This window comes from Corynebacterium sp. CNJ-954 (assembly GCF_001942345.1).
Lineage (GTDB): Bacteria > Actinomycetota > Actinomycetes > Mycobacteriales > Mycobacteriaceae > Corynebacterium.
The window spans coordinates 24719-50208 of record NZ_MKKI01000043.1 but is presented as its reverse complement, the minus strand read 5'-3'; the positions used below and the strand labels follow the sequence as shown (position 1 = coordinate 50208).

Genomic DNA, 25490 nt, shown 5'->3' with positions numbered 1-25490 from the left:
CTGCGTTCCGACGACTGACTGACCACAGGAACCCCTGACCCGAAAGGACCGCACATGTCAACCCCGACCAGCACGATCACCTCCGCCACCATGACCCCGGAGGACCTCGATGCCCGTCTCATCCGCTTCACCCACTGGGTGCCCTGCAAGGCGGCGTTCATCGACTGCAAGACACCCGGCTCCGACCGTAAGGACAACTATTCGTTTGTCGGCCCGGGTGTCTCGCAGAGCTCCAACCAGTTCGTGAACCTCGCGACGCCGCACGGCTATCAGCTCGGGGCCGCCGGAATGCCCGCGGACGTATCGAATAACCTGCACCTTCACTTCACCGCGGAAGTTTTCCTGAATCTGGGTGGACGTTTCCGCCTACGGTGGGGACCGGATGGAGAGCAGGGCAACTACGTCTCCGAAGACGGAGACGTGATCTCCGTGCCCACCTGGATATTCCGTGGCTTCACCAATATCGGCCCCGATGACGGCATCCTGTTCACCGTCCTGGGACGCGATGACACCGGTGGCATCATCTGGGGGCCGAAAGTCCTGCAGGAGGCAGAGGGTTACGGTCTCTACCTGACGCGGGACAACCAGTTGGTGGACACCACCGTCGGCGAGACAGCTCCGGCAGAGGTTGAGCGGATCACCCCGCTCGACCAGGCCTACCTGGATGATCTCGATGTGTTCACACCGGAGGAGTTCCGGACACGGGTGGTCACCCGCGAGGACCGTCGCTACTCTGACCGTCCGTTCCTGTGCTCTGTGCTCCCCGGCGGACGCGGCAGGTTTGCCACGGTCATCGGTTACGGGCTCAGTGAGGACCGGCGTCAGGTTCCGTCACTGACGGAGCCGCACTCCTTCTGCGCTGCCTGGCTCAGTGCCCCGGTGGGGGAGGGGATGCTCCGTCACCGGGTCGCCGTCGCCGAAACGATCACCGTGAAGTCCGGGACGTGGGACGTCGTGCTGAACGACGGCGCTGACGAGACCGTCGTCAGCCTCGGTGAGCGGGACACGCTGTCGGTGCCGGCCGGTGTCTGGCGATCCTTCCGCTGCACCGCACTCCCGGACGGTGCGGGAGATTCCGCGGCGGCAGACGAGGCAGATCTCTTCGTGGTGACCGCAGGAGACCAGCGCGTCGAGATCGAATGGCACACTGAGGTCGAGCGAGCTGCCGCAGAGGCAGGAGCCGCCCTGGACCCCAACCACTATGTCGCTCCGGCGGCGGTACTCGCCAGTATCGGCCTGCGGTAACGGGGTGAGGTGATGGCGGTGGAAACGGCCCTTCGAGTGGCCTGCGCACAGGTTCCGGTGGATGTGGACTGCGTGCACACGGCGTACTCGGCGGTGCCTGACGCCGTCGGCGCTGCGGCGCAGGCGGGGGCAGCACTCGTGGTGTTGCCCGAGTTGGTCAATTCCGGGTATCACTTCGTCGATGCTGATGAAGCGTGGAACCTGGCTGAGCCCGTCCCCGGCCCGTGGACCACCATGCTCTGCAACCTCTCTGTTGTTCACGGTATTGTTATTGTCGCTGGTCTTGCAGAACGAGGAGACGACGGGAAGCTCTATTCCTCGTCGGTGATTGTTGATGCCGGGGACATTGTCGGGCGGTTCCGGAAAGCACACCTGTGGGACGCCGAACACAGGTGCTTCACCCCTGGGGACCAACCCACCCTCATCGTCAACACCTCGATCGGGCGCATAGCCACCGCCGTCTGCTACGACATCGAGTTCCCGGAGATGGTCAGGACAGCGGCAGAACACGATGCGATTGTGCTGACGGTACCCGTGAACTGGCCGCTGCGGTCGGGCCCGGACGGTGCACTTCCCGGTGGCTGGCCGATCGAGGCACACAAGGTGGTGGCGCACGCTGCCGACTACCGCATCCCCGTCGCAGTCGCAGACCGCTGCGGGGCTGAGAGAGGGATGGAATTTACCGGCGGCAGCATCATCGTCGGCCACGACGGTGTACCTCTCGCGGGACCACATATTGCTCGCCCAGCGCAACCTGCGCTTCTCATTGCCGACCTCGTCGCAGAGGGCCGGTCCGCGGCACGTTGGCTGAATGACCACAACCATGCACTTAACGACCGGCGACCGGACCTGTATCCGGGACAGACCGGCTCACACATCTAAGCGAGGAAACATCATGGCATCGATCACCTACGAGAATGCGACACTGGTCTACCCGGGTGCGAAGCAACCCAGCGTGAACAACATCAACCTGGAGATCCAGGACGGAGAGTTTCTGGTTCTTGTCGGGCCGTCGGGCTGTGGAAAGTCCACCACTCTGAGAATGCTCGCAGGACTCGAGGAAGTGACGTCCGGAAGAATCCTTATCGGTGGTAAAGACGTGACCACGATGGCGCCGAAAGACCGGGATGCCGCGATGGTCTTCCAGAATTACGCTCTCTATCCGCACATGACGGTCGCTGAGAACATGGGCTTCGCCTTGAAGATCGCAAAGGTCAATAAAGCGGAAATCCGGGAACGAGTCGAAGAGGCGGCCCGGATGCTGGATCTGACGAAGTTCCTCGACCGCAAACCCAAGGCCTTGTCAGGTGGCCAGCGCCAGCGTGTCGCTATGGGACGTGCGATCGTCCGTGCTCCCCAGGTATTCCTCATGGATGAGCCGTTGTCGAACCTCGACGCCAAACTACGCGTACAGACACGCACCGAGATTGCGCGGCTGCAGCGCAGGCTCGCTACGACGACGGTCTACGTCACGCACGATCAGGTCGAGGCGATGACCATGGGAGACCGCGTGGCGGTACTACGCGACGGTGTCCTGCAGCAGTGCGCACCTCCTTCGGAACTCTACGAGAACCCGGTGAACTCCTTCGTCGCCGGTTTTATCGGATCGCCGTCGATGAACCTGTTCACCCGGGATGTCGATGAGGAGGGGAAGGTTCTGCTGGGCGGGGAACCGATCGCGGTACCCCCGAGTGCGGGAAAGAGCGTCACGGTGGGAGTCCGCCCCGAACACCTGTCGATTGCGGATCACGGGATTGAGGCGACGGTGGACATGATCGAGGAACTCGGTGCGGATGATTACCTGTACTGTACGACGGCTCTCGGCTACCCTTTGGTCGCACGTGGGCAGAAGGGGAAAATCCCGCGTCGGGGTGATAAAGTCCACTTTTCTTTCGAACCGGAGAAGATGCTCTTCTTCGATGGTGAGAACGAGCAACGCCTTGCGTGACTCCGCGTGATGTCTGTGAGTACCTGACGGGTACGATGGCACCGTATTAGGTGCTGTCGATGCCTGACAGGTAATACCGGGTGGCTGCCCGAGCCCGTGTGATGACGAGATGATGAGGAACTGCAATGGTGACGAGTTTCGATGTGGCACGGCTCGCAGGGGTGTCGCAGCCCACTGTCTCCAGAGCGATGCGGGGCGACCCACGCGTATCCGGGAAAACGCGGGCCAAAGTCGAGGACGCTGCGCGGACATTGGGCTATGTTCCCAGTGCTGCGGGGCGAGCCCTCTCCTCCGGACGAACGAGCAGAATTGGTCTGCTGGTTACTGACCTGACTAATGAGTTTTATCACCGGATGATCGGTCCAGTCGTGGCCAGGGTCAGCGAAAGGCAGCATGAAGTTGTCCTGATCGCCGATGACGGGGATGTTGATGCGGTGATTACCCGGATCTCCTCACTTGGGCTCGACGGGGTGATTCTGGCTACCACGACGACGGATTCAATGGTCCCGTACAAACTCCGGGAACGTTCAGTACCATTCGTCTATTTCAACCGGGTCGCGCCGGCAGTGCCGGCTGATGCTGCTGTTGTTGACGTCACAGTTGGTCTTACGGCGATGGTGGAGAGGATCGTTGCCGTGGGTTATTCCAAGGTCGGAGTGATCCTCGGTCCGGGTAACGCCACGACCGGCACCCAACGCGCCGAACAGTTGTTCGCGCTTCTCGGTGAGCATGGAATTGTCGTTCCTTCGTCCTACCGGACACAGGGTGAGTTCGACGTCGTCAGCGGAGGTCGAGGGTTCCGAACTCTGATGGCACTGGAGGATCCGCCGGAGGTCATCGTCTGCGGTAATGATGTGGTGGCGATCGGGGCAGTGAACGAGGCAGTGCGGTCAGGGGTTTCGATTCCCGGTGACGTTGCTGTCGTGGGCTTCGACGACCTGCCCGAAGCTGCCTGGCCGGTGTTCTCGTTGTCAACGGTGGGGTTTGATCTCAACGAACTCGTCCGCTCGGCCGTCGACTTACTCTTCGACCGCATCACTGCACCCGAGGCGGAATACCGGACCCGGCATGTCACGAGCTATTTCGTCACGAGGTCCTCATTGCCGACAGAGGGAAGCTGAGGCAGCGTCCCCCTGACAGAATCTTGGACAGTGACAGTCACGGAAGTGCACGGAACAGGTCCACGAGTAGCGACGTGGTGTTGTAGACGATGACCTGCGCACCATCTGCTTTTGCTGTGACTGCCTGGTCTGCGGAGTTGACGATGTCCATACGGATCGACCGGTGTTGCCTGCCGGCCTCGGTGACCTGTTGAATTGACTCCTCTACCGTAGGATCGTGCGGCCCCGTAGATGCATTGAGATCCGAGGTGCCGATCATGTAACCGTCGATCCCCGGCACCTCAAAGATGTCGGTACTTCGGGCGGCAGCGACGGGAGACTCGATCATCGCGAAGAGCAGCATGGATTCATCGGTGCGTCGGATGTGCTCCGCCGCCGAGATTGTGCCGTAGTGTGCGGCCCTGCTGTAGAGTGCGAATCCGCGGTCACCGAGGGGGCGGTACCGCGCCCACTGAACGGCCTCCGCGGCCTGGGTCCGGTCGTCGACGTGGGGGATGACGATGCCGGACGCCCCGGCATCGGCGGCGCGCAGCACGAGGGAGCGGTCGCCTGATCCGATGCGGACGAGGGTTTCGACACCGAAGATCGCCGCGGCGGCGATGTGCTGACGCATGGCTACCGCGTCGTCCGCGCCGTGTTCGCAGTCGAGGAGGATGAAGTCCACGCCGCTGCATGCGGCGATTTCCACGAGTTCTTCATTAGGGATACGCAAGAGTGCGCCGGACACGGAATCACCGGCGGCAATGCGTTTTCTGAGGGTTTTTTCGAGGTTCATGCAATCATTCCTCCGGAGATATCGATGTCAGAGCCGGTCAAACCTGGGATGGACAGGGCTGCGACGGCTGCGCGGGCCACCTCCTCCATCGTCACCATCCTGTTCAGGGCGGACCGCGACACGAAGGCGTCGGCCACCTCGTCGATACTCCTGCCACTCAGGGCAGCTTCGCGTTCGAAGTTCTGGTCCATACGTTCGGAGTTCACCGGCCCAGGGGAGAGGCTGTTGACCATGACGCCGTGGCGCCCCAACTCGAATGAGAGCGTGGTCGTCAGCCCGATCACGGCCATTTTGCTGGCGGCGTAGGGGGTGCGGTTCTCAAGGGGGCGTTTTCCGGTCACGGAGGCGATGTTGAGGATGGAGCCGTTCCCGCGCTCCTGCATGGCGGGAGCGAACGCGCGGCACATGAGGAACACACCCCGGAGATTGATGTCGATGACCTCGTCCCATTCAGCGGGGTCGATATCCACCAGGGGTTTGACGGGCCCTCCGATACCGGCATTGTTGACCAGGACGGAGACAGGGGAGCCGGCGAGTGTCGTGGCGAGCGCAGAGACGTCCGCCGGGTCAGACACATCGCAGACGACGTAGCGCACCTCGGGGCCGGGGGCCGCCGACAGCGCTTCGGCGGCCGCCGACAGTTTCCCGGGATTGCGCCCCGTGATCACCACCGGATACCCCTCGGCGCGCAGGGCTGAGGCTATGTGGAATCCCAGCCCACTTCCACCTCCGGTCACCAGCGCAGTGCCAGGATAGAGACGGGTGTCCGGGTCTGCGACAGTGGTGGCGTCATGCGCGGGCATCGATGTTCTCCAGCCAGTCGAAGGAATCGCCGAGGGCCTTCGCAGCACGCAGGTCGCCGGAGCGCCCGTGCCCGTCGAAGTTCTCCACACGTGCGGCACGGCCACACAACCGTCCCAGTTCACCGGACGATTCGTTACTTCGAATCTCCTGGAAGGTACAGGTCTTGAGGAACTTCCCGACCCAGAGTCCGCCGGTGTAGCGTGCGGCACCGAGTGTAGGCAGTACGTGGTTGGTGCCGATCACCTTGTCGCCGTAGGCGACGCAGGTGCCTTCGCCGAGGAACAGGGCCCCGTAGTCATGCATGCGGTCGAGTGCGTCCCTGGGCTCAGCGGTGAAGATCTGGACATGCTCGGAGGCGAATCCGTTGGACACCTCCCACATCTCGTCCTCGTCGTCACAGACGATAACCTGACCGTATTCACGCCAGGCGTCCCCGGCGGTGTCCCCCGTCGGCATGCGGGGTAGAAGCTTCTCGATGTTCTCCACCGTCTCCCGGGCGACACGGTCGCTGGTGGTGACCAGGACGGCGGGCGATTCTGGACCGTGTTCAGCCTGGGACAGGAGGTCCACTGCAACGGTGAGTGGATCAGCGGTGTCGTCGGCGACGATCAGCACTTCCGTCGGTCCGGCGAAGAGGTCGATGCCGATCTCGCCGAACATCTGGCGTTTGGCTTCAGCGACGAAGGCATTCCCCGGTCCGGCGATCATGTTGACCGGGTCGATCGAAGGGGTGCCGATCGCCATGGCTGCGATGGCCTGGACCCCGCCGAGGACGTAAATCTCGTCCGCTCCGGCAAAGTGCGCGGCGGCAACGGTCGCGGCCGGAACCTCCCCGTGGATCGGTGGGGTGCAGGCGACGACACGGTGAACACCGGCTGTTTTCGCCGTGATGATCGTCATGTGGGCAGAAGCCATCATCGGGTACCGGCCGCCGGGGATGTATGCCCCTGTTGCTGCGATAGGGACGTGTCGATGTCCGAGGAAGACCCCCGGCTGGGTCTCGATCTCAAGGTCCTGCATCGTCGCAAGCTGGGCTTCGGCGAACCTGCGCACGTTGTTCTGCACCATGTGCAGATCCTCGAGCGTCTGGTCGTCCAGTTCAGCGATGTACCCGGCGATCTGCTCGTCGGTGAGGCGGAAGGACTCTGGTGTCCAGTTGTCGAACTTCTCGGAGAGTTCGCGGACCGCCGTGTCACCGTTGTCGCGGACGTTCTGGAGGGCGTCCGAGACGGCCTTCTCGACGTTCGCCTGGTTTGTGTCGGCGAACGTCTTCTGCTGTCCCTGCTTGATGATCTTCATGGGAGCCTTTCGATCGAATGCATACGCATGTACATGTGATTGCTGAAGTCTAACAAACTATATCGAATGCCGCTACGCCTCCGGCTGGTAATGTCACGTGCTGGCCGTTTCAGGTCGACATAGGACCAGCTAGTAGCATGTTTTACGCTGTTCTTCCTCTCGGTCTTACTGGATCTTCGGCGAGGTATCTTATGGACGTTGTTGTCGACTTCCGCGCGTGCGGGTGCAGGCCGTGCGCGGTCATATGACTACGCTCATCAGGAGTATGTGATGGTGGGCCCGAAAGGTCCGGTGGTCTCTTGTCGCTCCAGGCCAATTGAGCAGCACGCACGGACAACTCAGGGTCGTGACCACTGATTACTGTTCTCCAGACAAAGGTTGTGGTGTGAGTCACAGGGCATCGCCACATGTCGCGGAGAATATGGAAGTCGCAGGAAAACATGGACAGAACCGAATACATCGTCGTCGGCGCAGGATCCGCGGGCAGCGTTATTGCCCGCAGACTCATTGACGCCGGTAAGTCTGTGACCCTGGTGGAGGCTGGCGGGTACGACGATAACCCACTGATCGCGGATGTCTGGTCGTCTGTCAACCTGTGGCACGGGCCTGAGGACTGGGATTTCCAGACGGTTGCCCAGGAACACTGCGACGGGCGGCGAATACACCTGCCGCGCGGCAAAGTCACCGGAGGGTCACACGCGCTGAATGGGACGATTTGGTGCCGCGGAGCGAAGGCGGACTACGACACCTGGTCGTACCTGGGGTGTGCGGGCTGGAGCTGGGACGACGTCCTCCCCACTTTCCGGAGGATCGAGCGGTTCGATGGAGCAGGATCAGATCTACGGGGGAGGGAAGGGCTCCTGGATGTGGCCCAGGAGTACGACGTCAACCCGATCCAGGAGAGCATCCTCGATGCGGGACTGGAGATCGGCCTTCCGTTTGACGAGGACTACAACGACGGAGCCCCTGAGGGGATTTCGAGGATGCAGCTGAACGTCCGCCGGGGGAAACGGTTCACTACCTGGCACGCTTATCTTGAACCGGTCCTCGGACACGAGAACCTCACGGTCATCACCGGTGCAGAGGTGAAACGCCTGATCATCGAAGGTGGGGCGGTGACTGGCATCGAATATCTCCGTGAAGGCACGTCGGAGACTCTGTACGGCGTGGAGACCATCCTGGCCGCGGGTGCATTGGGATCACCCGCGATCCTGCTGCGGTCAGGAATCGGGCCATCCGGCGAGCTCACCGGAGTAGGTGTGGAGCCTCTGCTCGACCTGCCTGGCGTCGGACGGAACCTTCAGGACCACCTCCTGGTCCCGGTGGTCTTCACGACGTCGACTCCAGTTCCGGCACCGATGACAGGTGTTGCAGAGACCCACCATTTCTGGCGGAGTAGACCGGGTCTTGCGGAACCGGACACTCAGCCGATTCATTTCTCCATCCCGATGTATCTCGATGGCATGACTGGACCGGAGAACGGATTCTCTCTGGTGGCAGGCTTGGTTCGTCCACAGGCCAGGGGTTCAGTGCGGCTCTCGGGGCCGGGTCTGACCGATGAACTCCTGATTGATCTCTCAGCACTCGACAACAGTGCCGACGTCAGTGCGCTCATTGCGTCTGTGCGACAGTGCCGGCTGATGGGACGCACGGATGCTTTGGCGGCCTGGGGTGCGCATGAGGTCTATCCGGGTGAAAGCGTTCCGGATGAGGACTCAGCTCTCGAACAGTACGTGCGGTCACATGTCAGTACCTACCACCATCAGGTGGGGACATGCCGGATGGGGCTTGACCGGGGTTCTGTCGTTGATCCGAGCAGCCTCTCAGTACACGGTCTCGGAGGACTCCGGGTGGCAGATGCATCGGTCATGCCCCTGGTGACGACGGGCAATACCAATGCCGCCGCGATCCTCGTCGGAGAACGCGCAGCAGAGTTCATCATCCGCGATTCGACAACCAACGCGGAGCACACATCCACCACGATCGGAGAACCACTGTGATTACCTCACGAACAGGCACAACAGGCGTCAGGCAACCCTTGTCGAGTAAGGCGGTGATCCTGCTCTGCATGGTTGTGGTGGTGATGGAGGGCTACAACCTCATCACCTTCGGCGTGACCGTCCCGCTTCTCCTGGATGATCCAGGTCTTGCCATCGACCCGGCGACCACCGGGCTCATCGGCGGTGTCGTCTACGCCGGTGGCTTGACAGGTATTCTGATCAGCGGTCCGCTCGCGGACAGGTGGGGACGTCACCGACTGATGTCCGTGGCGGTAGGGGTGTTCGCCCTCGGCTCAGTTCTTGTCGCTGTCGCACCGAATGCCGCGGTTATCGGGATTGCCCGAGTGGTGACCGGTATCGGCATTGGGGCAGCTTTTACCTCGGCGATGACACTGGCGCGCAACCACGCGACAATGAACCGGGCGAGCCTGGTGATTACGTTGACAACGGCTGGCGTCCCCATCGGCGGTGTCTTTGCGTCGTTGTTCGGTATTTTCCTCATGCCCCACTGGGGTTGGCGGTCCAATTACTGGGCCGGAGCTGTCCTGACGCTGATCATCCTCGCGGTCTCGCTCGTCGGACAGATCCGGGAGCCGGACGAGGTGCAGAACAGTACGCTCGCGCCTTACCGACGCCTGACGGCACTTTTCCGCCCGGCCACCCGTGTTCTCGTCCTTTTCGTGGCGCTGGCCAGCGTGACCAACCTCGTGACGTGGCTGGGGCTCAATGCGTGGCTCGCGGAGGCGATGCGGAGCAGCGGATTCAGCCTGACCCAGGCGCTCACCCTGACATTTGTGCTCACGGGCGCCGCGGTCATCGGATCCTGGTTCACCGCGACTGCGGGCGACCGGGTCGGACCAGCCCGTATCGCTGTGGTCTGCGCCGCGTTGACCCTGGTCGGGCTACTCGGGTTGATGACAGGTCCGACGGCGATGGCAGCCGCGACCGTATTCGTTGCGCTGCTGGGGATCGGTGGTCATTCAACCCAGAACCTGATCAGCGCCGCAGCGACCAACCATGTAGCCGCACCGCTCCGTGGAACCGTCATCGCCATCACCAATGCCATGGCATACGTGGGCTCGTTCCTCGGCCCGGTCGTCGGTGGTGCTGTGTTCGGTGGGGGAGGAGCATCGAGGTTGTTCAGCGTGTACGCCGTGTTCGCGGCGGTCTGCCTCGCTACCTGTGTGGGTATCGTGGTCGGTGGACGTCGCGGTGGTGCCGTGGAGATGTAGTGGGGGAGCAGCCATGGACAGGGGCAAGGACGGAGTTGACGGGGCCGACGGGGGCGCCCTGGATAGGCTGCGCACCGACCTGGACATGTCCCTGCGCCTCCTCCGTCCCCTCATCCCGTACGATGCTGCGCAGATTCTGCGGATCGGTCATGGCCTGAAACCGGTGGAGCTCTGTAGGACGGGCTACTCGGCAAACACAGCGTGGGCATTGGTGCACATGTTTCCCGTGGAAGGCGCTCGTCGTTTCACATACGAGGTGAGCGATGATGCTCCACTTCCTCCGACGATCTCCACCTCCGGTGTGGGAGGGGACTTCACGTCGTCCCGACTGTTCCGGGAGCATCTTGCCAAGGAGGGGTTCGAAGAGGGGATGTCCCTGGTTCTTTACCACGGCGAGGGGCCTGTGGGGATGGCACATTTCTCCAGCAGGACGGCGCGAGCGTTTGAGGGGGCTCCCAGACAAGCGGCACTCGCGGTGTCCGGATTGCTCGGAAGTGTTGTCGCGATGTTTCCCGGAAGCGACGAGCCCTGGCGTCGAGGCGGCCGTCCGGCCACTGAGCAACGGTTATTGGCTGACCCGGACTTTGCGAGACACCTCCGCGACTTCTCTCAGAGTCCGCTCGCATTCATCGGGCACCTCTGGGAGGTCGATGGATCATTCGTCATCGTCGATGTGGCGCAGCCGGGAAGAATAGTGGCGAGGCCAGTCGATGCCGCGACGCTGCGTGGGCTCACTCGACAAGAGCTGCGGGTGCTCAGCGCATTGTGTTGTGGCGCTACCGACTCGGAGATAGCGTTACGACTTCATCTGAGCCGCCGGACTGTGCAGTCGTACCTGGGATCGCTCCGACAGAAACTGGGAGCGGCGAGCAGACTCGAAGCTGCGGTCATCGCACTCGGTGCAGGACTGTATGTGCCCCATCCAGACAGAGCACCCCTCGGACAGATCATCCGAGGGGGTCAGGGGAAGCGGTAGTCAGGGACGGGGAACGTTCTTCACGAGCTTCTGGGCCTCCACGATTTCGATGCGTTGGTGTTCGTACAGGTCGTCGACGCCTTGGGGATCCAGGACAGGGGAGTACGGGTCTCCGAATCCAGTATCGACTCCTGTGAGGATCTCGAGCACTCCGAGGCCGCAGACGGGGACGTAGTAGGGGCTGTAACCGCCTTCCTGGATGAATACGACGCGGCCCTGACACAGCGAGTCAGCCGCCTCGAGGACCAGGCGGGTCAGCGTTTTGAATCCTCGCTGAGTAACCATCTGCCGGGCGAGGGGATCCATGGCAGAGGCATCGAATCCGCTGGCAACAAGAATGAGTTCGGGCTGGAACACCTCGAGTGCGGGGATGACGACATTCTGCATGGCACGTTCGTAGACGGCGTTGCCGCTGCCCGGGGGGAGTGGGATGTTGAGAGCTGCCCCGGCTCCGGCGCCCGCTCCGTTGTCCTCCCGGAAGCCCGATTCCGGGGGGAAGCACCGGTCCTGGTGTAACGAGATGGTGAGGACGCTGGGATCCTCCCACCAGATGTCCTGTGTTCCATTGCCGTGGTGCACATCCCAGTCGACGACCGCCACGCGCGAGAGTCCGAGTACGTCCCGTGCGTATGCGGCGGCGACGGAGACGTTGTTGAACAGACAGAAGCCCATTCCCCGCGCCCGTTCGGCATGATGCCCCGGAGGGTTGATGAGTGCGTAGGCAGTGTCGACGTCACCGTTCACTACAGCGCGCACGGCGTCGATTGCCCCGCCTGAAGCTCGGCGTGCGATGTCGTACCCGCCTCGTCCGAGTGGACTGGCGCCGTCGCCGGCGTCGCCTCCCTTGGTGTTCTCCGACTGGGAGCGGATCCACTCGACGTGTTCAGCGGTATGGACCCGGAGGAGGTCGTCTTCCTGAGCCAGGCCGGCTTTCATCGGCGACAGGACGTCTGCCAGCGGTGAGACCTGGACGGCCTCATGGAATCGTCGTTTGGTGTCTGCGTGGGCGATGTGGTGGCTGATGGGCTGGAGACCGAGTGAAGGATCGGCCGGTGTGAACCCTCCGCTACCGCTGTCCACCCATCCGTAGAGGGTGTCCCAGAGGTAGCCGACTCGTCGCTGTGGTGCCATGGTGGTTCTCCTGGTCTGGTGGTGTGGTGGAGCTGGGGGATGATCCCACTGTATTTTGCTGGAAAACGAACTCTGTACCGGAAAAGTACGGTATTCCGGTCAGCCAGCCATGAGTTGGGGAAGGAAGGTCACCAGCCAGGGCAGCAGGCAGAGAATGAGGACGACGACGAGGTCTGAGATGATCCACGGGACCGCTGCGCGGTAGATCGTGAACAGTGGCAACCAGGGTGCCGTGGACTTCATGACGAAGAGTCCCATTCCGAACGGCGGCGAGATATTGCCGATTTGCAGGGTGACAAGAACGATGATCGAGAACCATACGGGATCCCAACCGAACTGTGACACGATCGGCATGAGCAGTGGCGCGGTGATCAGCATGATCGACGCCTGGTCGATGAAACACGAGAGAATTACCAGCAGAGCGACAATCAAGAAGATCATCAAGGCACCGTTGGCGATGCTGCTCGAGACCCACGCAACGAGGCCAGCAGTGGCGCCCATGTAGGCCATGATCTGGGCATACAGGGTGGATGCCATGACGAGGATGAAGATTGTTCCCGTGATACGGATGCTTCCGACGCCAGCCCCCAGGAGTTCCTTGACGGAGAACCGGCCGGTGGCGAAGGCGAGGATGATCGAGGCGAGGGCTCCGAAAGCAGCGGCTTCCGTGGGAGTTGCGATACCTGTGAAGATCACTACGAGCACGGTGACCGCAATGATTCCGGGTAACAGGAGATTGCTGAGGAAACCTCGGAGGATTTCGGCGCCGGTACGACGCGGGGGCAGATTCTGTGCGGCGTCCGGGGACGAGTCACCGACTGCGGCTTTCCTGCTCTTCCACAGGACGATGGTCACGTACCCGAGTGCCATGAGGATGCCGGGGACGATTCCTGCGATGAGGAGCGGGCCGATCGAGACATTGGCGACACCACCCCAGAGGATGGCAAGCGCACTCGGTGGAAACACCATCGCCAGACCACCTGCGGCGAGAATCGACCCCGCGGAGAGCCGGGTCTCGTATCCTGCCGACTTCATCTGCGGAAGCAGCGTACGGCTGAGGAGCGCTGTGTTCGCCAGGGAGGAACCGGAGAGAATACCGAAAGCGCTACCGCCGGCGACTGCCACCATGGGAAGGCGCCCGGGGACCCGTCGGAGAAGTTTGGCGATCTCAACGATGGCATCCTGCGCGATCCTTGCGCGGAACAGCACATCACCCATGAGAATGAACAGAGGGATCGCCGTGAACGTGAAACTGTTGACTGAGCTGATCACACTCAGGCTGAGGAGACGCGAGGTGACTTCGATGTCGCCGAAGATCAGGAGGGATGAGATGATCCCCACGGCGAAGATGCCGAAGGCCACGGGAATACGCAGGAACAGAACGAGGATCAGGGCGAGGATGTAGACGGGAAGAAAGATGTACCATTCCATGATCTAGGCTTCCTCTCGCTGCTGCGCGGCTGATGATGACGTCGGTCGTCGGGACGACACCCGCGCCGTTCTGATCGACCGGATGAGGTAGAAGACCGTGGCGTGGAGCATCACCGCGAACCCCACGAACACCGCCAGGGACAGCCAGTAGCGATGGATCGCCAGCTCTCCTGCCATGGTCGTTTTCGTCGTCCAGTCATTGACGAGGAGTTCCAGCGCGCTGAAGGTGAGGAACAGCGCCACGATGAGTTGTACGACCGCGCCGATGAGTTGGCCGACGACAACCAGAGCCGGGCGATTGAACATGTCGAGGATCTCGACCTTGAAGTTATCGTCGGCGGCGGTGGCGGCCGGGATGACGAGGACCGTAATCAGCACCATCGCCAACGCAGAGAGCTCGACTGCACCGAGGACCCCGTGGCCTGTGAAGCGCATCACAACGGTGACGGCGATGAACACGGTCAGGACCAGAATCACGATGGCGCCGAGATACTCGAGGAGCCGCTCCGGCAACCAGATACGCGCCGAGATATCAGTGGTGTCGTTGACGGTGTCGGGAAGGGCCTCAAGTGCTTCCTCAGCACTGTCGGCCGGGACGTTCCGGGCGTTGGGGCGGGGAGTGTCGGAGCTCATTGCATGTCCTCCTGAAGTTCCTCAGTGTCGGAGATGAACGCGCCACCGGGGACCCGGTCGTAGCCTCGGCCCTCGAGAGGAACGTCGTAGGCGTCCCGAAGATCTGCGGCCGCCGGAGACGTGGCGAGGATACGGTCCCAGTCGAGGTCCTCCCAGCCGTCGATGTAAGCGAGTTTGAGCAGGGCTTCGGAGTCCTCCTCGTTGAGTCGTGTCTCCTGGACACCGGCGTCATGCCATTGTTGGGTTTCTTCCACAGTCCGGTCGAGGTAGTGGGCGAAGATGTCAGGTTCGGTCTCTGCAAGCGTGTCAGTCAACGCGGCCTGGGTACGGGCATCGAGGCGGTCCCATGCGCCTTCATTCATCAGGAGGTTTGCCACTGACTCGTAGAACCGGGGTGCGAGGTCATGATTGACCACCCCTTCCAGTCCGAGGCTCGAGGGGCCTACCGATGCCCATGTGGCTCCCGAGACGACGTTGCGTTCCAACGCGGTGTAGACCTCTCCGCCCGGCAGGTCTACGGGAACACCGTGCATGCGACTGACCATGCCAGAGGTAGCCGAGGACGTGCGGTACGAGGCTCCGTGAAGATCGAGTCCGTCGATATTGTCTCTACTCAGGATTACCTGGGGCATTCCTGCGACTGCGCGTCCGAGATATGTGACGCCGAGCTGTTCTCGATGGATCTCGTCGTAGATATCCACGACTCCGTTGTCCCGCTCCTCCATCGGAGTGAAAGGAGTGAAACGGGCGAGTTCCATAGCGGGGACCTGATCGACGTAGTAGTCGCCGGGCATGATCCCCATGTCGAAGACACCGGCGGAAACCCCTTCGATGAGCAGGTTCGGAGCCATGACCTCAGGTCCGCCTTTAAAATCCACGGTGATCCAGGGGGCGGTTTCTTTCAACCGGTCAATGAACATGAAGACGCCTTCATTGTTCGAATGGTTCTTCGCGAATCCGCTGGCGAGGGTGATCGTCACGTCACCGTTGTTATCGTCGGCAGCGGATGAACAGCCGGCGACGAGAAAAGGAACGAGAAGAATCGCTGACAGTCGTTTTCTGAGTATGCCGAGCATCCTGCCTCCTGCAGTGGTGTCATCGGTGTCTGTGGTGCGGCTTATGCTACGTTCCTGTGGTCGCACCGAGATATAGGGTTTTTCCTTAGAGGAAAAGACGGAATGAACTGTTTCAGTCCGCTAGGTAGAGGTAGTGTGTGTCTATTTGAAGAGGACGGATTGTGAGGGGTAGCTCTCGGCGAAATTATCGGGAAGGTCCGAGATGAAGACATTCTCCGTTCGTGTCCGCGTTACTTTCCACTTCCCATCCTCTTTGCGGAAGGCATTGTTGAGCCGACTGGAGCGAAGGAGGGCATGACCGTCAGAGAACAGCCACGGTTGCATGTGTATCCAGGCACCTTCGGCTTCGTCGCCGTCGACGAATATCTGCTCCGAGGTCAGATAGTGCGCGTTGAGTATGAGCTTGGGGTCCTGGTTTTCCGGCCAGAACCGGTTGAAATGCGCCCTGATCGCATCCTTCCCCTCCGCTCGCCCGAACTGGCCTGTGTAGTATTCGCCGACCCCTTCCCAGACGGCATCGTCGGTGTAGAGATCGAGGACGAGCTCGATACGTTCCTGGTCGCTCACGGCGGGGTACACGGGACACGGGGTGTCGCACAGCATCATGTAGCGTGCCTGTACGCGGCGGATGTCGGCTTCGGCCTCCAGGAGGTCAATCCGGGCGGCGAGTTTTTCGATGATGGAATTGGTGTCTTGCTGCATGGGGACTCCTTGGGTGAGTTATTCGTGGGGGTCTTGTGAAAAGCCTGGTGTTCAGTCGTTCTCGATGCGATGGACAACCGCCTGTGCCAGGGCTATCCAGTCGGTGACGGTCGCTCCGTCGACGCCCTGGGGAAGCTGTGCCAGGCGAAGGGTCATCGTGTGTTCACCGCCCGGATCACGAACGGGAAAGACGATGGATCCGATGTTGTAGCTTTTCCCGGCGGTGATCTCTCTATGGGTGTAGTCCACGGTGGTGCTCCCGATCAGTTCGCGGATGGTTCTCTCCGCGAAGGGAGTCAGGGGGCCTTTCAGGTACTCTTTCGTTGCCTCGATCATCTGCTCGTATGCGGCACTGCCTTCCTCTGGCAGATGGGAGATGACGTACCCGTTGTCGTTCAGCATCTCGAGGCGGCGACAGTGATTCCTGCGTACCTCGTCAGGCGGATCGCCGAGCTTGGCGAGCCACCTGTCGCGGACCTCCTGGGGTTTGTCGAAAAGGTAGGTGTCGCCGATTGGCGGCACGATCGGTACCCGGCTCGCGAACCGGTGCTCCGGTGACACCCCGGGACCCAGTGCCGAATAGACCGTAGCGAACTCATCCTCGCTTAACGCGGCGTACACGATGACTTCACAACCGATCGATTCGGCGAGTTTCTCGAGGTCACTGTCCGCGCCGTGCGCAGCGTGAATAGCGGGAAGCGAGTCATGACGGAGGCGCCCCATCATCGTGGATCCGACGAAACTTCCGTATCCTCCCTGGAAAAAAAGTAGTGGCGCTACTGGATTGGTGACTTCCAGGTCATGCACGCGGCACAGGACGATCCAGTGATCTCCGGCCTCGATGGTCTCGGAGATCGTCGTGTCAATCCAGGCGATGGACTTCTTCAGAATGGGATCCCCGGCCGGTGAAGGGTACCAGTCGATGCCATCGAGTTTGTTCTGCCATCGCTGGGCGATGGACAACATTTCTGACTCCTGCTCCCCTCCGAATATGTTGATGCACAATGAGCGGCATTCCTGCATCTTCTTGAACGTCTTCGATGCTTTCATCGGCATGAATGAGACGAGTGGCGGGTCTAGGGATACCGATGAGAATGTCCCGACCACCATGGCGAGAAGTTCTCCGTCTTGAGCTCGCCCGGTGACAACAGCGACGCCTGTGGGGTAGTGACCCATGGCGTTCCTGAAAGTGCGGGGGTCGAATTGCGTGGAGACGGGGTGATCGCCCATGTCGGTTACTCCTTTTCCTCGGTACCCGGTTTTATGAGCGAGTCCCGGGAGAGTTGTTGTCCGGTTACGACCCAAAACTAGGGCAGGGGTGCCTACGGCACTACAGGGGAAACCTTTAGATAGTGAGGAGGGATGCGCCAGGCGTAATGAGGGTGTCGACGACCGCGGATCGTCATATACATAAGGAAAGGGTAGCCTTTGTTGGTTTGTGCGGGTTACCTTTACCTGCCAAAAGTAGGCAGACCGTGGCGACGTGTAATAATCTTGGATTCCACAAGATCCGTGAGTGATTGCCGTCACATGACGTTCCCGACGGGTGGCGCGGTCACGGAGGCAGGTCTTCGAAGGAAGGAAATCAGCATGACGCTCGCACACCGGACGCAGTCGGTGGAGCACCGTGTGGGAGACATCCACGACGGGAGTGTTTCCGCCCACGACAGTGCAGTTCAGCACCGCCGAGAGATCACGAGGTATGAGCCCCGCCTGAAAGCGTGGGTTGAACTCACAGACCTCGACGAGCGGGACGCCGTTCCCGTAGACGGGCCGTTGGCGGGACTGTCAATAGGCGTCAAAGACATCATTGACGTGCGGGGGCACCCCACGCGGTGTGGCTCGCCGACGTCTGACGCGGCACCGAAGGACCGGGACGCTGCGTGTGTCGCACGCCTGAGAGAACTGGGAGCGGTCGTCCAAGGCAAGACCGTGACCACCGAGTACGGCTACTTTTCACCGGGCCCAACGACCAATCCATTCAATGATCAGGCGACTCCCGGCGGATCGTCGAGTGGGTCCGCTGCCGCTGTCGGAGCCGGTACGATCCCGTTTGCCCTCGGAACGCAGACAGCAGGGTCCCTGACCCGCCCAGCCTCTTTCTGCGGAGTTGCAGGCATGGTCCTTACCCACGGGGCGACGTCCCTTGCCGGCGTCACCGGGTTGAGCGACACATTGGATTCTCTAGGATTCCTCGCCCGTTCCGTCGAAGATCTCGCCTTCGTCCACAGAGCGTTCTTCGACAGTTCAGCGGATGATGCAGTGGATCACGGCGACGTGCTCTCCGCCACCTCCGCTTTCCTCTGGGAAGGGTCCGGGATGCTGAACCTCGACAGCACCATGATGCAGCTTCTTCGGGTGCTGCCCCGGCTACTCGACGAACTCGGTGTCGACTCGTCTCCGCTGGACTGGGACGACCATATTCGAACACTGGTCGACGACCATCGAACGGTTATGGCCTATGAGGCCGCCGCTGGATTGGGCCGGCGGCTCGGCCCGGGGAGGGACGAGGTGAGTTCCCAGCTCCGGCAACTGTTCGACGACGGTGACATGGTCGAGGAACAGGATGTCAGTGACGCCCTGTTCCGTCGGGATGTGTCGCTGACGGCGCTAACTCGTTGTCTCGGGACCACGGGTCTGATTATCGGGCCAGCAGCGAAAGGACCGGCACCGTTGATGACCACCGGGACTGGCTCACCGGAGCTCAGCCGGCCCTGGCAGCTGCTCGGCCTCCCGGTGCTCACGGTGCCCGGTGCACGCACCACCACCGGAATGCCCCTCGGTATTCAGGTCATCGGCCCCAAGGGGAGCGAGGCACTGCTTCTGAGACTCGGGGAGTCTCTGGAGCCGCTACTTCGGGACCTTCCCTCGTTCGGCTCGGCCGACGGAACCCCCACTCTCAAGGAGATGAAATGGTAACCGCGTCAGATACTTTGATCCGCCCACGCCCGATCAACCACCACCGGATGTTCCTCACCTGTTACGGAGACAAGTTCATCTACGGCTGGCACCATGTCGACCTGTTCGTCCACGATGAACTCGGCCGTGAGGTCAACTGGGTTCACTGGACGGTGGAGGCAGACGGGCCGGAAGCTGCGGACGAGTCCGTCCGGCAGGAGGAGCCTGATCTCGTCCGCACCACGCCCTGGGAACACCACGTCAGTGACTTCGGCATGCATTACTGGACCGCAGAGGCCGCGTGGGACTGATGGAGACTGCGCCGGTCGTCTACATCGTCGACGATGATCCAGGTCTGTGCGACTCTGTTGCCTGGCTGTTGGACAGCGCGTGCATAGACAGTGTCGTGTGCCATAGTGCCGCGGAGTTCCTTGGACGGTTCGACAGGACCCGCCCAGCGTGTATCGTCCTCGATGTCCGGATGCCGGAAATGAGCGGTCCCCGTCTCCAGGAGAAGCTCGCCGATATCGCTCCCTATGTATCGATCATTTTTGTGTCCGCGCACGGCGATATCCGTATGTCGGTCGACACCATCAAAGCCGGAGCCCAGGATTTCCTGGAGAAGCCTTATGATCCGCAGAAACTCCTCGATGCCGTGCAACTGGGAGTGGAGAATGCACAGAGGAATTTCGACCGCTACAGGAGTAAGGCAGATGTCTCCAGAAAGGTCGAGATGCTCACTCCACGGGAACGTGAGGTTCTCGCTATGGTGGTGGAAGGGCTACCGAGCAAGTCGATCGGCAGACGCCTCGGCATGAGCGTCAAAACGGTTGATGTTCACCGGACCCGTATCAAGACGAAGACCGGTGCCGACAGCATCGGCACCTTCGTCCGGGACATTCTGCGTTACGACACTCCGCTCTGACCCTTTCACCACATGCGCGACAGCCCCGCGGTGGAACCACGGGGCTGTCTTCGTACCACCAGGCGAGTGCGATGGCATCAGAAGTAGTCGAGGACAAGCTTCGGCGACTTCGACCGGGATATACACACCGCCATGGTCTCATTAGCCTCCCGTTCCGCGGCCGTCAGGACGTTGTCCCGGTGATCAGGGATCCCTTCGAGCACTTCCATGATGCAGGTGCCGCAGATCCCCTCCCTGCAGGACGTGTCGATTTCTGCGCCACCCTCATTGAGTACGTCCACGATGCTCCGGTCCGTGGGGATATCGAATTCCTCGCCCTCGAGTTCCACGACGAATGCCGTGTTCTCTGACGCATCCACCTGCTCGCCGGCATGGAAGTTCTCGAAGTGAATCTCGTTGTCGCGGAACTTCTCGGAGACGATACCGGTGACCTTGTCCATGAATCCCTGGGGACCGCACAGATAGACGTGGCTCCCGGCAGGCGCCTCATCGCGCAGCCGTTCCAGGATTTCGGTCTGATCGTCCCTGCTGATTCCCAGGTGGGCGTGAAGCTTCTCAGGGCATTTCTCCTGGAGGATCGGGAGAAACGCCGCATCTTCCTCCGAGGATGCGAAGTAGTGGAGTTCGAAGCTGATGTCACGGACATCCATGTACCGCGCCAGGCTGTGCATGGGGGTGATACCGATTCCTCCGGCGATGAGAATGTGGTGGGTCGCCTCCTCAGCCATACCGATGAGGTTCCGGGGTTCAGATATCTTGAGTCGGTCGCCGACCTTCAGGGTGTGCAGGGCGGCTGATCCGCCCCGGGAGTCGTCCTCGCGTTTCACCGCGACTACGTAAGCGTCATCTCCGTCCGGACGACCGCACAGCGAGTACTGTCTCGTGATGGCGGTCGGCCCCTCGACATCGATGTGTGCTCCCGGGGTGTAGTGCCCTATCGGGGTGCCGTCTGGCATGCTCAGGTAGATGGAGATGATGGTCGGTGTCTCGTGGACGATGTCCGCCACGACGACTTCCTTGAGTCCCATGGTTCTTCCCTGTCGTGATTGTGCGGTGAAGCGGAAGCGCCTTACCGGAGGTACAGTCCCCCGTTGATGTCCCAGCAGGCACCCGTGACGAAGTAGGCGTTCGGCTGCGTCAGCAGTGACACGGTGTCCGCGATGAATTCGGGGCTGCCCAGCCGGTGGACAGGAATCCCCTCGACGATCTGATCCATCTTGTGGCCCACGGTGTCGTGCACGATAGAGACGTCGTGGGGGCCGGGGGAGATGGCGTTGACGGTCACCCCTGACGCAGCGAGTTCCTTGGCGAAGATCTTCGTCGTCGTCAGGATGGCGCCTTTGGAAGCCGCGTAATGTGCTCCGGTCGCGGTGCCGCCGTTCTGGCCGGCGAGGGATGCCTGATTGACGATGCGCCCGTAACCGTGTTCCGCCATGGCAGGGCCGAACACCTGACAGCCGAAGAAGATGCTGTTGGCATTCGTTGTGAGTACCTCGTCGAACTCGTCGGTGTCCAGCTCAAACACGTCGGCGGCGCGGGTGACCGCCGCATTGTTGACGAGGATCGTCGGAGTTCCCCAGACATCGGTGACTCGGTCGAGAGCGTTGGTGAACCCCTCCTTGCGGGAGACGTCGAGCTCGACCGCGAGCGCGGAGGAACCGTCGGGCGAGAGCTCGCTCGCGAGTGCCGTCGTCTTCTCCATATTGCGTCCGGTGACGACCACCTTGTGTCCGTCGGCGTGGAGACGACGCGTGATGAAGCTGCCGAGCCCGCCGGCCGCGCCGGTCACCAGTGCTACTCCGGGGCGGGTGCGTGGTGCGTTGTCGGTCATGTCTGTCAGGACCTTTCTAGATCAGGAAGCCGGCGGCGCCGATGGCGTCCTGGCTGTCGATGAGACGGGCGACCTTCTGGACAATGAGATCGGTGCCGTTGTGACCGTTGGCGGCCAGCCGGATCCGGTGGGTCATCTCGGCGCCCAGGTTCCGGGTTTCATTACGTTTGTGTGCGGTGATGATCTGTGCCGAACGGATCACGACATCACTGTCCGACACCTCCAGGACCTCGAACCGGGAAACCGTGCGGACGGTGGTCGCCGCTGCAACCGCGCTGGGTGAGAACCCTTGGATAAGCCGCTCGACGCGAAGGTGCCGCAGACGGGCGTCGTCGTAGATCATGTTCAGTGAGTTCTCGAAGTCCTCCGTCTCCGGATCGACGGGAACGATGTAGTATCCGTCGTCGCTGAACAGCTTCTCCCAGGTGGGGTAGTCCTTGCGGTCGAGAAGCGCCGCTTCATGCCAGATCAGCTCGATTGCGCTCTGGACACGGACATCAGAGAGAAAGGGGGACACCGGACGCACCACGGTGTCAGGCGTCTGGGTTGTCGTCTGAGTTGTCTGCGTCGTCATTGCTCATCATCCTCTTCCACATGTAGTACGCCTCACGCATGCCCGTTTCGTCGGTGACGTGTGAGGTCGGCCAGTTCTCGTTGTCGGTGGTGTACTCGCGACCGAGTCCACGATTGATCATGATCGGCATCGACGGATTGCCGCCTGCCCCGATCTGGACGCGGTCCCACCCCTCGGAGTCGTCCGGGCTGCCGAATCCGAAAGGCCCCTGGAAGTGCTCGTGGATTCGGAGACGTTCGCGGTTGACCGACTCCGGGCCTCCGTCCATCCCCAGGGCCATGTGCCAGATCTCCGTTTCGTTGACGGAGATGGGGATAAGCACCCGGAAGAATGCCGATGACATGGCGATGTTGGGGAACATGTTCAGGTTGAAACCGCAGCCGTGCATTGACCGCATATAGCGTCGGATTCTCTCGGGGCTTTCTCCGGCTTCCTCGAGTTCCTTGACGATGTGATTGAACCGCGGTTGGATCTCCTCGGTTCCGTCGTCCTCATCAAGATCCATGTGAGCGGTGGCCATGACGCTCACACTGTGCCCGTGGCCCAGGGCGTGGGTTTCTGCGGCCGGGTCATCCATGAAAGACATCATGTCGGCTGTCTCGGAGTCGACGGAGGCCATCCACGACTTGTGGACCATCGGGAAGTGGTAGCCGTCCGTCGTGTTCTCGAGCTGGATCTTCCAGTTGCCCTTGAACCGGAACTTGTGGGTACCGATGACCTTGCAGGGGAAACCGTTGGTCTGCTTGAAAAAACGGTCCATCCAGATCTTTGCGTCCCCGAGGTAGTCCTCGAGGGGTTCTACATCGTCGTTGAAGGTGGCGAAGATCATCCCGAGGTAACTCTCGGTGCGCAGTTTCTGCAGCCCGAAGTCCTTCTTGTCGATCAACCCCTCATATCCGTCAGGGTAGGGAATACCACGCAGTCGCCCGTCATGGGTGTACGACCAGTTGTGGTAGGGGCAGGTGAAGCCGTTGGCCTTGCCACTGCGCTGATCGCAGACGGTCGCACCCCGGTGCCTGCAACGGTTGAGCAAGGTGTTGAAGTTTCCCTTGCGGTCACGGTTGACGATGACCGGCTGGTCACCCACCCACGTGGTCTTGAATGAGCCGGACTCGGGGATCTCACTTTCGTGCGCCACCCACACCCAGGTGCGGTAGAAGATCCTCTTCATTTCCTCGCGGAAGATGTCTGGGTCGGTGTAAAGCTGGCCCGCCACCCGGTCATCTTCGACGAGGGCGGCGAAGTTGTTGCGCGAGCTGCTGGGGATCCGTGTGGGGATAGTCATTGGTAGGTCCTCTCTCAGGCGTCGTCAGAGTGTGACGTCATCGCGGATGGTCAGTTCCCTGCCCATGCGGGCCTCGATGGTGAAGTAGCGCCACAGAGCATGGTCCTCAACCATCACGGTCCGCAGGAGGTTGCATGCGTCCTTCACCGTCGGCTGGTCCCGGACATCGGCCAGGATGTAGAACGTCCAGGGCCAGCCGGTCGACGGCCCGACCATGTGGGCGTCGTCGTCGAAGGTCCCGATGATGTCGACCCCGTCAATGTCACGGAGCTGGGTCAGAAACGTCTGGGTAGCGATCCAGACCTTGCCGATGTCGTCCTTCGGCAGATCGAAGAAGTTCTGGTTGTTTCCGACGCAGAACAATGTGCGGAGCTGTGAATCCGTCATGATCTCTCTTCTCGGTAAAAATTCTGGTTGGTCAGGGGAAACTGGGGATCGTCGCTTCCAACCCCAGGAGCAGTGCTCCGCCGGCCTCGAAGGTGTTCTCCTGGAGCATCGCGTGCTGTGCGGGAACGAGCCCGTCCTGGAGGAAACGTTGCAAGGGATGTCCATTGAAGATGGCTCCGGTGCCGGCAAGGTCGAACGCGGTCATCGCTGCCTCGCGACCTACTTGGGCGGCATGCGATGCGGCAATCCGCAGCAGCGCCTGGTCCTCAACGGTGATGTCGTCACCTGTGACCGCCTTGTCCCAGACGGTTTCCGTGGTCTCGTAGAAGAATGCCCGGGCGGAACGCAGGTTCGCTTCGGCGTGTGCGAGCCCGAGCTTGTAGACAGGACGGTTCCCCTTGGCCGGGCCGCCGGTGACCGATGCGTTCGCAGAACCGGTGTCACGGACGAAGTCGAGTGCGCCCCGACCGGCTCCCAGTGCGGTCACCGCCAGAACCTGCGCGGCATAGGCGAGCGCCGGATACCGGGTCAGGGGCTCATCAACCGTCGGAGTTCCTCCTCGGATGAAGGTAAGTTCGTCGGGAATGAACAGGTCAGTAACCCGGACATTGTGCGAACCGGTCGACTTCATGCCGGCTACGTCCCAGTTCTCGACGATCTCGACGTCTTCGGGGTGGACGAGTGCAGTCAGCGGACGCCCCGCTGTCTCCGGGCCACCGCGCAGCCCGATTCCCAGAATGTCCGCCCCTTTGCACCCTGACGCGAAGAACCAGGTCCCGTTGGCGATCCAACCGCCGTCGACTTTCTCCGCCTCAATCATCGGGAACATGCCGCCGGCGAAAACGACGTCGACACTCTCTGCATAGAGGTTTTCCTGAGTTTCATAGGGTAGGGCGGAGAAATATGTCAGCGCCGAGCCGAAACTGGCGACCCAGCCGGTAGAGGGATCGATGGCGGAGATTTCTTCGATCTGGCGCATGAACTCGGCAGGAGGCTGGGGTTCACCGCCGAAGGTCGCAGGGGTCGAGGCCCTGTACAGGCCGGCCTTGACGAGGAGGTCGACATAGTCTTTGGGTACGTGTCCGAGCTGTGTGAACTCGTCTCTCCGCTCACGGAGCACGGACAGTGCGTGATCGAACGCAGCCTGGCGTTCCGGGCCTGCAGGAGCAGCCTGGGTGGTGAATCGAACTCGGTCGAGTAGCACTAGTCCTCCAGAT

Annotated in this window: 25 protein-coding genes; 10 read left to right on the top strand and 15 right to left on the bottom strand. The window is 61.4% G+C overall.

Annotated elements, in window-relative coordinates; translation table 11 throughout:
• The first annotated feature begins 54 nt into the window (after positions 1 to 54).
• From BJF89_RS14195 to BJF89_RS14180, 4 genes are all read left to right on the top strand, one after another.
• On the top strand, positions 55 to 1245 hold the full coding sequence (locus BJF89_RS14195; RefSeq protein WP_075815757.1) for a hypothetical protein: 1191 nt from the start codon (positions 55 to 57) through the stop codon (positions 1243 to 1245).
• 18 nt (positions 1246 to 1263) lie between these two features.
• Complete coding sequence (locus BJF89_RS14190) at positions 1264 to 2127, top strand: nitrilase-related carbon-nitrogen hydrolase (protein ID WP_158026076.1); 864 nt, start codon at positions 1264 to 1266, stop codon at positions 2125 to 2127.
• A 13-nt stretch (positions 2128 to 2140) separates the two neighbouring features.
• Positions 2141 to 3193: an ABC transporter ATP-binding protein gene (locus tag BJF89_RS14185; protein WP_075815755.1), complete on the top strand. Its 1053-nt coding sequence runs from the start codon at positions 2141 to 2143 to the stop codon at positions 3191 to 3193.
• Between the two features lie 125 nt (positions 3194 to 3318).
• Positions 3319 to 4314 (top strand): LacI family DNA-binding transcriptional regulator, encoded by a 996-nt coding sequence (locus BJF89_RS14180; protein ID WP_075815754.1) that lies wholly within the window; start codon positions 3319 to 3321, stop codon positions 4312 to 4314.
• 37 nt (positions 4315 to 4351) lie between these two features.
• On the opposite strand, the gene BJF89_RS14175 is transcribed toward BJF89_RS14180, so the two are convergent.
• Genes BJF89_RS14175 through hisD form a run of 3 tightly spaced genes read right to left on the bottom strand, consistent with a single transcriptional unit; the run spans position 4352 to position 7192 of the window.
• Positions 4352 to 5089: an HpcH/HpaI aldolase/citrate lyase family protein gene (locus BJF89_RS14175; protein WP_075815753.1), complete on the bottom strand. Its 738-nt coding sequence runs from the start codon at positions 5087 to 5089 to the stop codon at positions 4352 to 4354.
• Positions 5086 to 5892: an SDR family NAD(P)-dependent oxidoreductase gene (locus BJF89_RS14170; RefSeq protein ID WP_075815752.1), complete on the bottom strand. Its 807-nt coding sequence runs from the start codon at positions 5890 to 5892 to the stop codon at positions 5086 to 5088. The genes BJF89_RS14175 and BJF89_RS14170 overlap by 4 nt, the downstream gene beginning before the upstream one ends.
• Entirely contained in the window at positions 5879 to 7192 is a 1314-nt protein-coding gene (gene hisD, locus BJF89_RS14165) for a histidinol dehydrogenase (RefSeq protein ID WP_075815751.1), read from the bottom strand. The genes BJF89_RS14170 and hisD overlap by 14 nt, the downstream gene beginning before the upstream one ends.
• Before the next feature lie 440 nt (positions 7193 to 7632).
• Between hisD and BJF89_RS14160 the strand changes: the two genes are divergently transcribed.
• The 3 genes from BJF89_RS14160 to BJF89_RS14150 are packed head-to-tail and all read left to right on the top strand — an operon-like array spanning position 7633 to position 11400.
• Positions 7633 to 9192, top strand: coding sequence for a GMC family oxidoreductase (locus BJF89_RS14160; protein WP_075815750.1), 1560 nt, complete (start codon positions 7633 to 7635; stop codon positions 9190 to 9192).
• A gap of 38 nt (positions 9193 to 9230) precedes the next feature.
• Positions 9231 to 10424, top strand: coding sequence for an MFS transporter (locus BJF89_RS14155; protein ID WP_139312081.1), 1194 nt, complete (start codon positions 9231 to 9233; stop codon positions 10422 to 10424).
• Between the two features lie 13 nt (positions 10425 to 10437).
• Entirely contained in the window at positions 10438 to 11400 is a 963-nt protein-coding gene (locus tag BJF89_RS14150; protein WP_075815749.1) for a helix-turn-helix transcriptional regulator, read from the top strand.
• Here BJF89_RS14150 and BJF89_RS14145 read toward each other — a convergent pair whose 3' ends face one another.
• The 6 genes from BJF89_RS14145 to BJF89_RS14120 all read right to left on the bottom strand — a co-directional run bounded on the left by BJF89_RS14145 (position 11401) and on the right by BJF89_RS14120 (position 17603).
• Positions 11401 to 12531 carry a class II histone deacetylase gene (locus BJF89_RS14145; protein WP_075815748.1) on the bottom strand — a complete coding sequence of 377 codons (1131 nt, stop codon included), beginning with the start codon at positions 12529 to 12531 and terminating at the stop codon, positions 11401 to 11403.
• 99 nt (positions 12532 to 12630) lie between these two features.
• Positions 12631 to 13962 (bottom strand): TRAP transporter large permease subunit, encoded by a 1332-nt coding sequence (locus BJF89_RS14140; RefSeq protein ID WP_075815747.1) that lies wholly within the window; start codon positions 13960 to 13962, stop codon positions 12631 to 12633.
• A gap of 3 nt (positions 13963 to 13965) precedes the next feature.
• Positions 13966 to 14595 carry a TRAP transporter small permease subunit gene (locus BJF89_RS14135; RefSeq protein WP_075815746.1) on the bottom strand — a complete coding sequence of 210 codons (630 nt, stop codon included), beginning with the start codon at positions 14593 to 14595 and terminating at the stop codon, positions 13966 to 13968.
• Positions 14592 to 15671, bottom strand: coding sequence for a TRAP transporter substrate-binding protein DctP (gene dctP, locus BJF89_RS14130; RefSeq protein WP_139312079.1), 1080 nt, complete (start codon positions 15669 to 15671; stop codon positions 14592 to 14594). Before dctP ends, BJF89_RS14135 begins: the two co-directional genes overlap by 4 nt.
• Before the next feature lie 141 nt (positions 15672 to 15812).
• A complete protein-coding gene (locus tag BJF89_RS14125; RefSeq protein ID WP_075815745.1) occupies positions 15813 to 16373 on the bottom strand; it encodes a nuclear transport factor 2 family protein in 561 nt (186 codons plus the stop codon).
• Positions 16374 to 16424: 51 nt separating this feature from the next.
• Entirely contained in the window at positions 16425 to 17603 is a 1179-nt protein-coding gene (locus BJF89_RS14120; RefSeq protein WP_075815744.1) for a flavin reductase family protein, read from the bottom strand.
• A 360-nt stretch (positions 17604 to 17963) separates the two neighbouring features.
• Between BJF89_RS14120 and BJF89_RS14115 the strand changes: the two genes are divergently transcribed.
• Genes BJF89_RS14115 through BJF89_RS14105 form a run of 3 tightly spaced genes read left to right on the top strand, consistent with a single transcriptional unit; the run spans position 17964 to position 20196 of the window.
• The gene (locus BJF89_RS14115; RefSeq protein WP_075815743.1) at positions 17964 to 19292 is read left to right on the top strand and encodes an amidase; all 1329 of its coding nucleotides are present in this window, start codon (positions 17964 to 17966) and stop codon (positions 19290 to 19292) included.
• Positions 19286 to 19582 (top strand): hypothetical protein, encoded by a 297-nt coding sequence (locus BJF89_RS14110; RefSeq protein WP_075815742.1) that lies wholly within the window; start codon positions 19286 to 19288, stop codon positions 19580 to 19582. Before BJF89_RS14115 ends, BJF89_RS14110 begins: the two co-directional genes overlap by 7 nt.
• The gene (locus BJF89_RS14105) at positions 19582 to 20196 is read left to right on the top strand and encodes a response regulator transcription factor (RefSeq protein ID WP_075815903.1); all 615 of its coding nucleotides are present in this window, start codon (positions 19582 to 19584) and stop codon (positions 20194 to 20196) included. The genes BJF89_RS14110 and BJF89_RS14105 overlap by 1 nt, the downstream gene beginning before the upstream one ends.
• Positions 20197 to 20273: 77 nt before the next feature.
• Here the strand turns inward: BJF89_RS14105 and BJF89_RS14100 are convergent, their stop codons facing one another.
• The 6 genes from BJF89_RS14100 to BJF89_RS14075 are packed head-to-tail and all read right to left on the bottom strand — an operon-like array spanning position 20274 to position 25477.
• Positions 20274 to 21224 carry a PDR/VanB family oxidoreductase gene (locus BJF89_RS14100; RefSeq protein ID WP_075815741.1) on the bottom strand — a complete coding sequence of 317 codons (951 nt, stop codon included), beginning with the start codon at positions 21222 to 21224 and terminating at the stop codon, positions 20274 to 20276.
• Positions 21225 to 21265: 41 nt separating this feature from the next.
• Positions 21266 to 22027 carry an SDR family NAD(P)-dependent oxidoreductase gene (locus tag BJF89_RS14095; protein ID WP_075815740.1) on the bottom strand — a complete coding sequence of 254 codons (762 nt, stop codon included), beginning with the start codon at positions 22025 to 22027 and terminating at the stop codon, positions 21266 to 21268.
• 16 nt (positions 22028 to 22043) lie between these two features.
• Positions 22044 to 22601, bottom strand: coding sequence for an aromatic-ring-hydroxylating dioxygenase subunit beta (locus tag BJF89_RS14090; protein ID WP_083650845.1), 558 nt, complete (start codon positions 22599 to 22601; stop codon positions 22044 to 22046).
• Positions 22561 to 23886 carry a Rieske 2Fe-2S domain-containing protein gene (locus BJF89_RS14085; protein WP_075815739.1) on the bottom strand — a complete coding sequence of 442 codons (1326 nt, stop codon included), beginning with the start codon at positions 23884 to 23886 and terminating at the stop codon, positions 22561 to 22563. Before BJF89_RS14085 ends, BJF89_RS14090 begins: the two co-directional genes overlap by 41 nt.
• A gap of 24 nt (positions 23887 to 23910) precedes the next feature.
• Entirely contained in the window at positions 23911 to 24273 is a 363-nt protein-coding gene (locus BJF89_RS14080) for a hypothetical protein (protein ID WP_075815738.1), read from the bottom strand.
• Positions 24274 to 24304: 31 nt separating this feature from the next.
• Positions 24305 to 25477, bottom strand: a complete 1173-nt coding sequence (locus tag BJF89_RS14075) for an acyl-CoA dehydrogenase (protein ID WP_075815737.1) — start codon at positions 25475 to 25477, stop codon at positions 24305 to 24307.
• Positions 25478 to 25490 lie beyond the last annotated feature (13 nt).

Bases quoted from the DNA above. Each gene is read 5' to 3' on its own strand.
- BJF89_RS14195 (WP_075815757.1), top strand. From the start codon at position 55: ATGTCAACCCCGACCAGCACGATCACCTCCGCCACCATGACCCCGGAG.
- BJF89_RS14185 (WP_075815755.1), top strand. From the start codon at position 2,141: ATGGCATCGATCACCTACGAGAATGCGACACTGGTCTACCCGGGTGCG.
- BJF89_RS14180 (WP_075815754.1), top strand. From the start codon at position 3,319: ATGGTGACGAGTTTCGATGTGGCACGGCTCGCAGGGGTGTCGCAGCCC.
- BJF89_RS14175 (WP_075815753.1), bottom strand. From the start codon at position 5,089: ATGAACCTCGAAAAAACCCTCAGAAAACGCATTGCCGCCGGTGATTCC.
- BJF89_RS14170 (WP_075815752.1), bottom strand. From the start codon at position 5,892: ATGCCCGCGCATGACGCCACCACTGTCGCAGACCCGGACACCCGTCTC.
- hisD (WP_075815751.1), bottom strand. From the start codon at position 7,192: ATGAAGATCATCAAGCAGGGACAGCAGAAGACGTTCGCCGACACAAAC.
- BJF89_RS14160 (WP_075815750.1), top strand. From the start codon at position 7,633: ATGGACAGAACCGAATACATCGTCGTCGGCGCAGGATCCGCGGGCAGC.
- BJF89_RS14150 (WP_075815749.1), top strand. From the start codon at position 10,438: ATGGACAGGGGCAAGGACGGAGTTGACGGGGCCGACGGGGGCGCCCTG.
- BJF89_RS14145 (WP_075815748.1), bottom strand. From the start codon at position 12,531: ATGGCACCACAGCGACGAGTCGGCTACCTCTGGGACACCCTCTACGGA.
- BJF89_RS14140 (WP_075815747.1), bottom strand. From the start codon at position 13,962: ATGGAATGGTACATCTTTCTTCCCGTCTACATCCTCGCCCTGATCCTC.
- BJF89_RS14135 (WP_075815746.1), bottom strand. From the start codon at position 14,595: ATGAGCTCCGACACTCCCCGCCCCAACGCCCGGAACGTCCCGGCCGAC.
- dctP (WP_139312079.1), bottom strand. From the start codon at position 15,671: ATGCTCGGCATACTCAGAAAACGACTGTCAGCGATTCTTCTCGTTCCT.
- BJF89_RS14125 (WP_075815745.1), bottom strand. From the start codon at position 16,373: ATGCAGCAAGACACCAATTCCATCATCGAAAAACTCGCCGCCCGGATT.
- BJF89_RS14120 (WP_075815744.1), bottom strand. From the start codon at position 17,603: ATGGGCGATCACCCCGTCTCCACGCAATTCGACCCCCGCACTTTCAGG.
- BJF89_RS14115 (WP_075815743.1), top strand. From the start codon at position 17,964: ATGACGCTCGCACACCGGACGCAGTCGGTGGAGCACCGTGTGGGAGAC.
- BJF89_RS14110 (WP_075815742.1), top strand. From the start codon at position 19,286: ATGGTAACCGCGTCAGATACTTTGATCCGCCCACGCCCGATCAACCAC.
- BJF89_RS14105 (WP_075815903.1), top strand. From the start codon at position 19,582: ATGGAGACTGCGCCGGTCGTCTACATCGTCGACGATGATCCAGGTCTG.
- BJF89_RS14100 (WP_075815741.1), bottom strand. From the start codon at position 21,224: ATGGGACTCAAGGAAGTCGTCGTGGCGGACATCGTCCACGAGACACCG.
- BJF89_RS14095 (WP_075815740.1), bottom strand. From the start codon at position 22,027: ATGACCGACAACGCACCACGCACCCGCCCCGGAGTAGCACTGGTGACC.
- BJF89_RS14090 (WP_083650845.1), bottom strand. From the start codon at position 22,601: ATGACGACGCAGACAACTCAGACGACAACCCAGACGCCTGACACCGTG.
- BJF89_RS14085 (WP_075815739.1), bottom strand. From the start codon at position 23,886: ATGACTATCCCCACACGGATCCCCAGCAGCTCGCGCAACAACTTCGCC.
- BJF89_RS14080 (WP_075815738.1), bottom strand. From the start codon at position 24,273: ATGACGGATTCACAGCTCCGCACATTGTTCTGCGTCGGAAACAACCAG.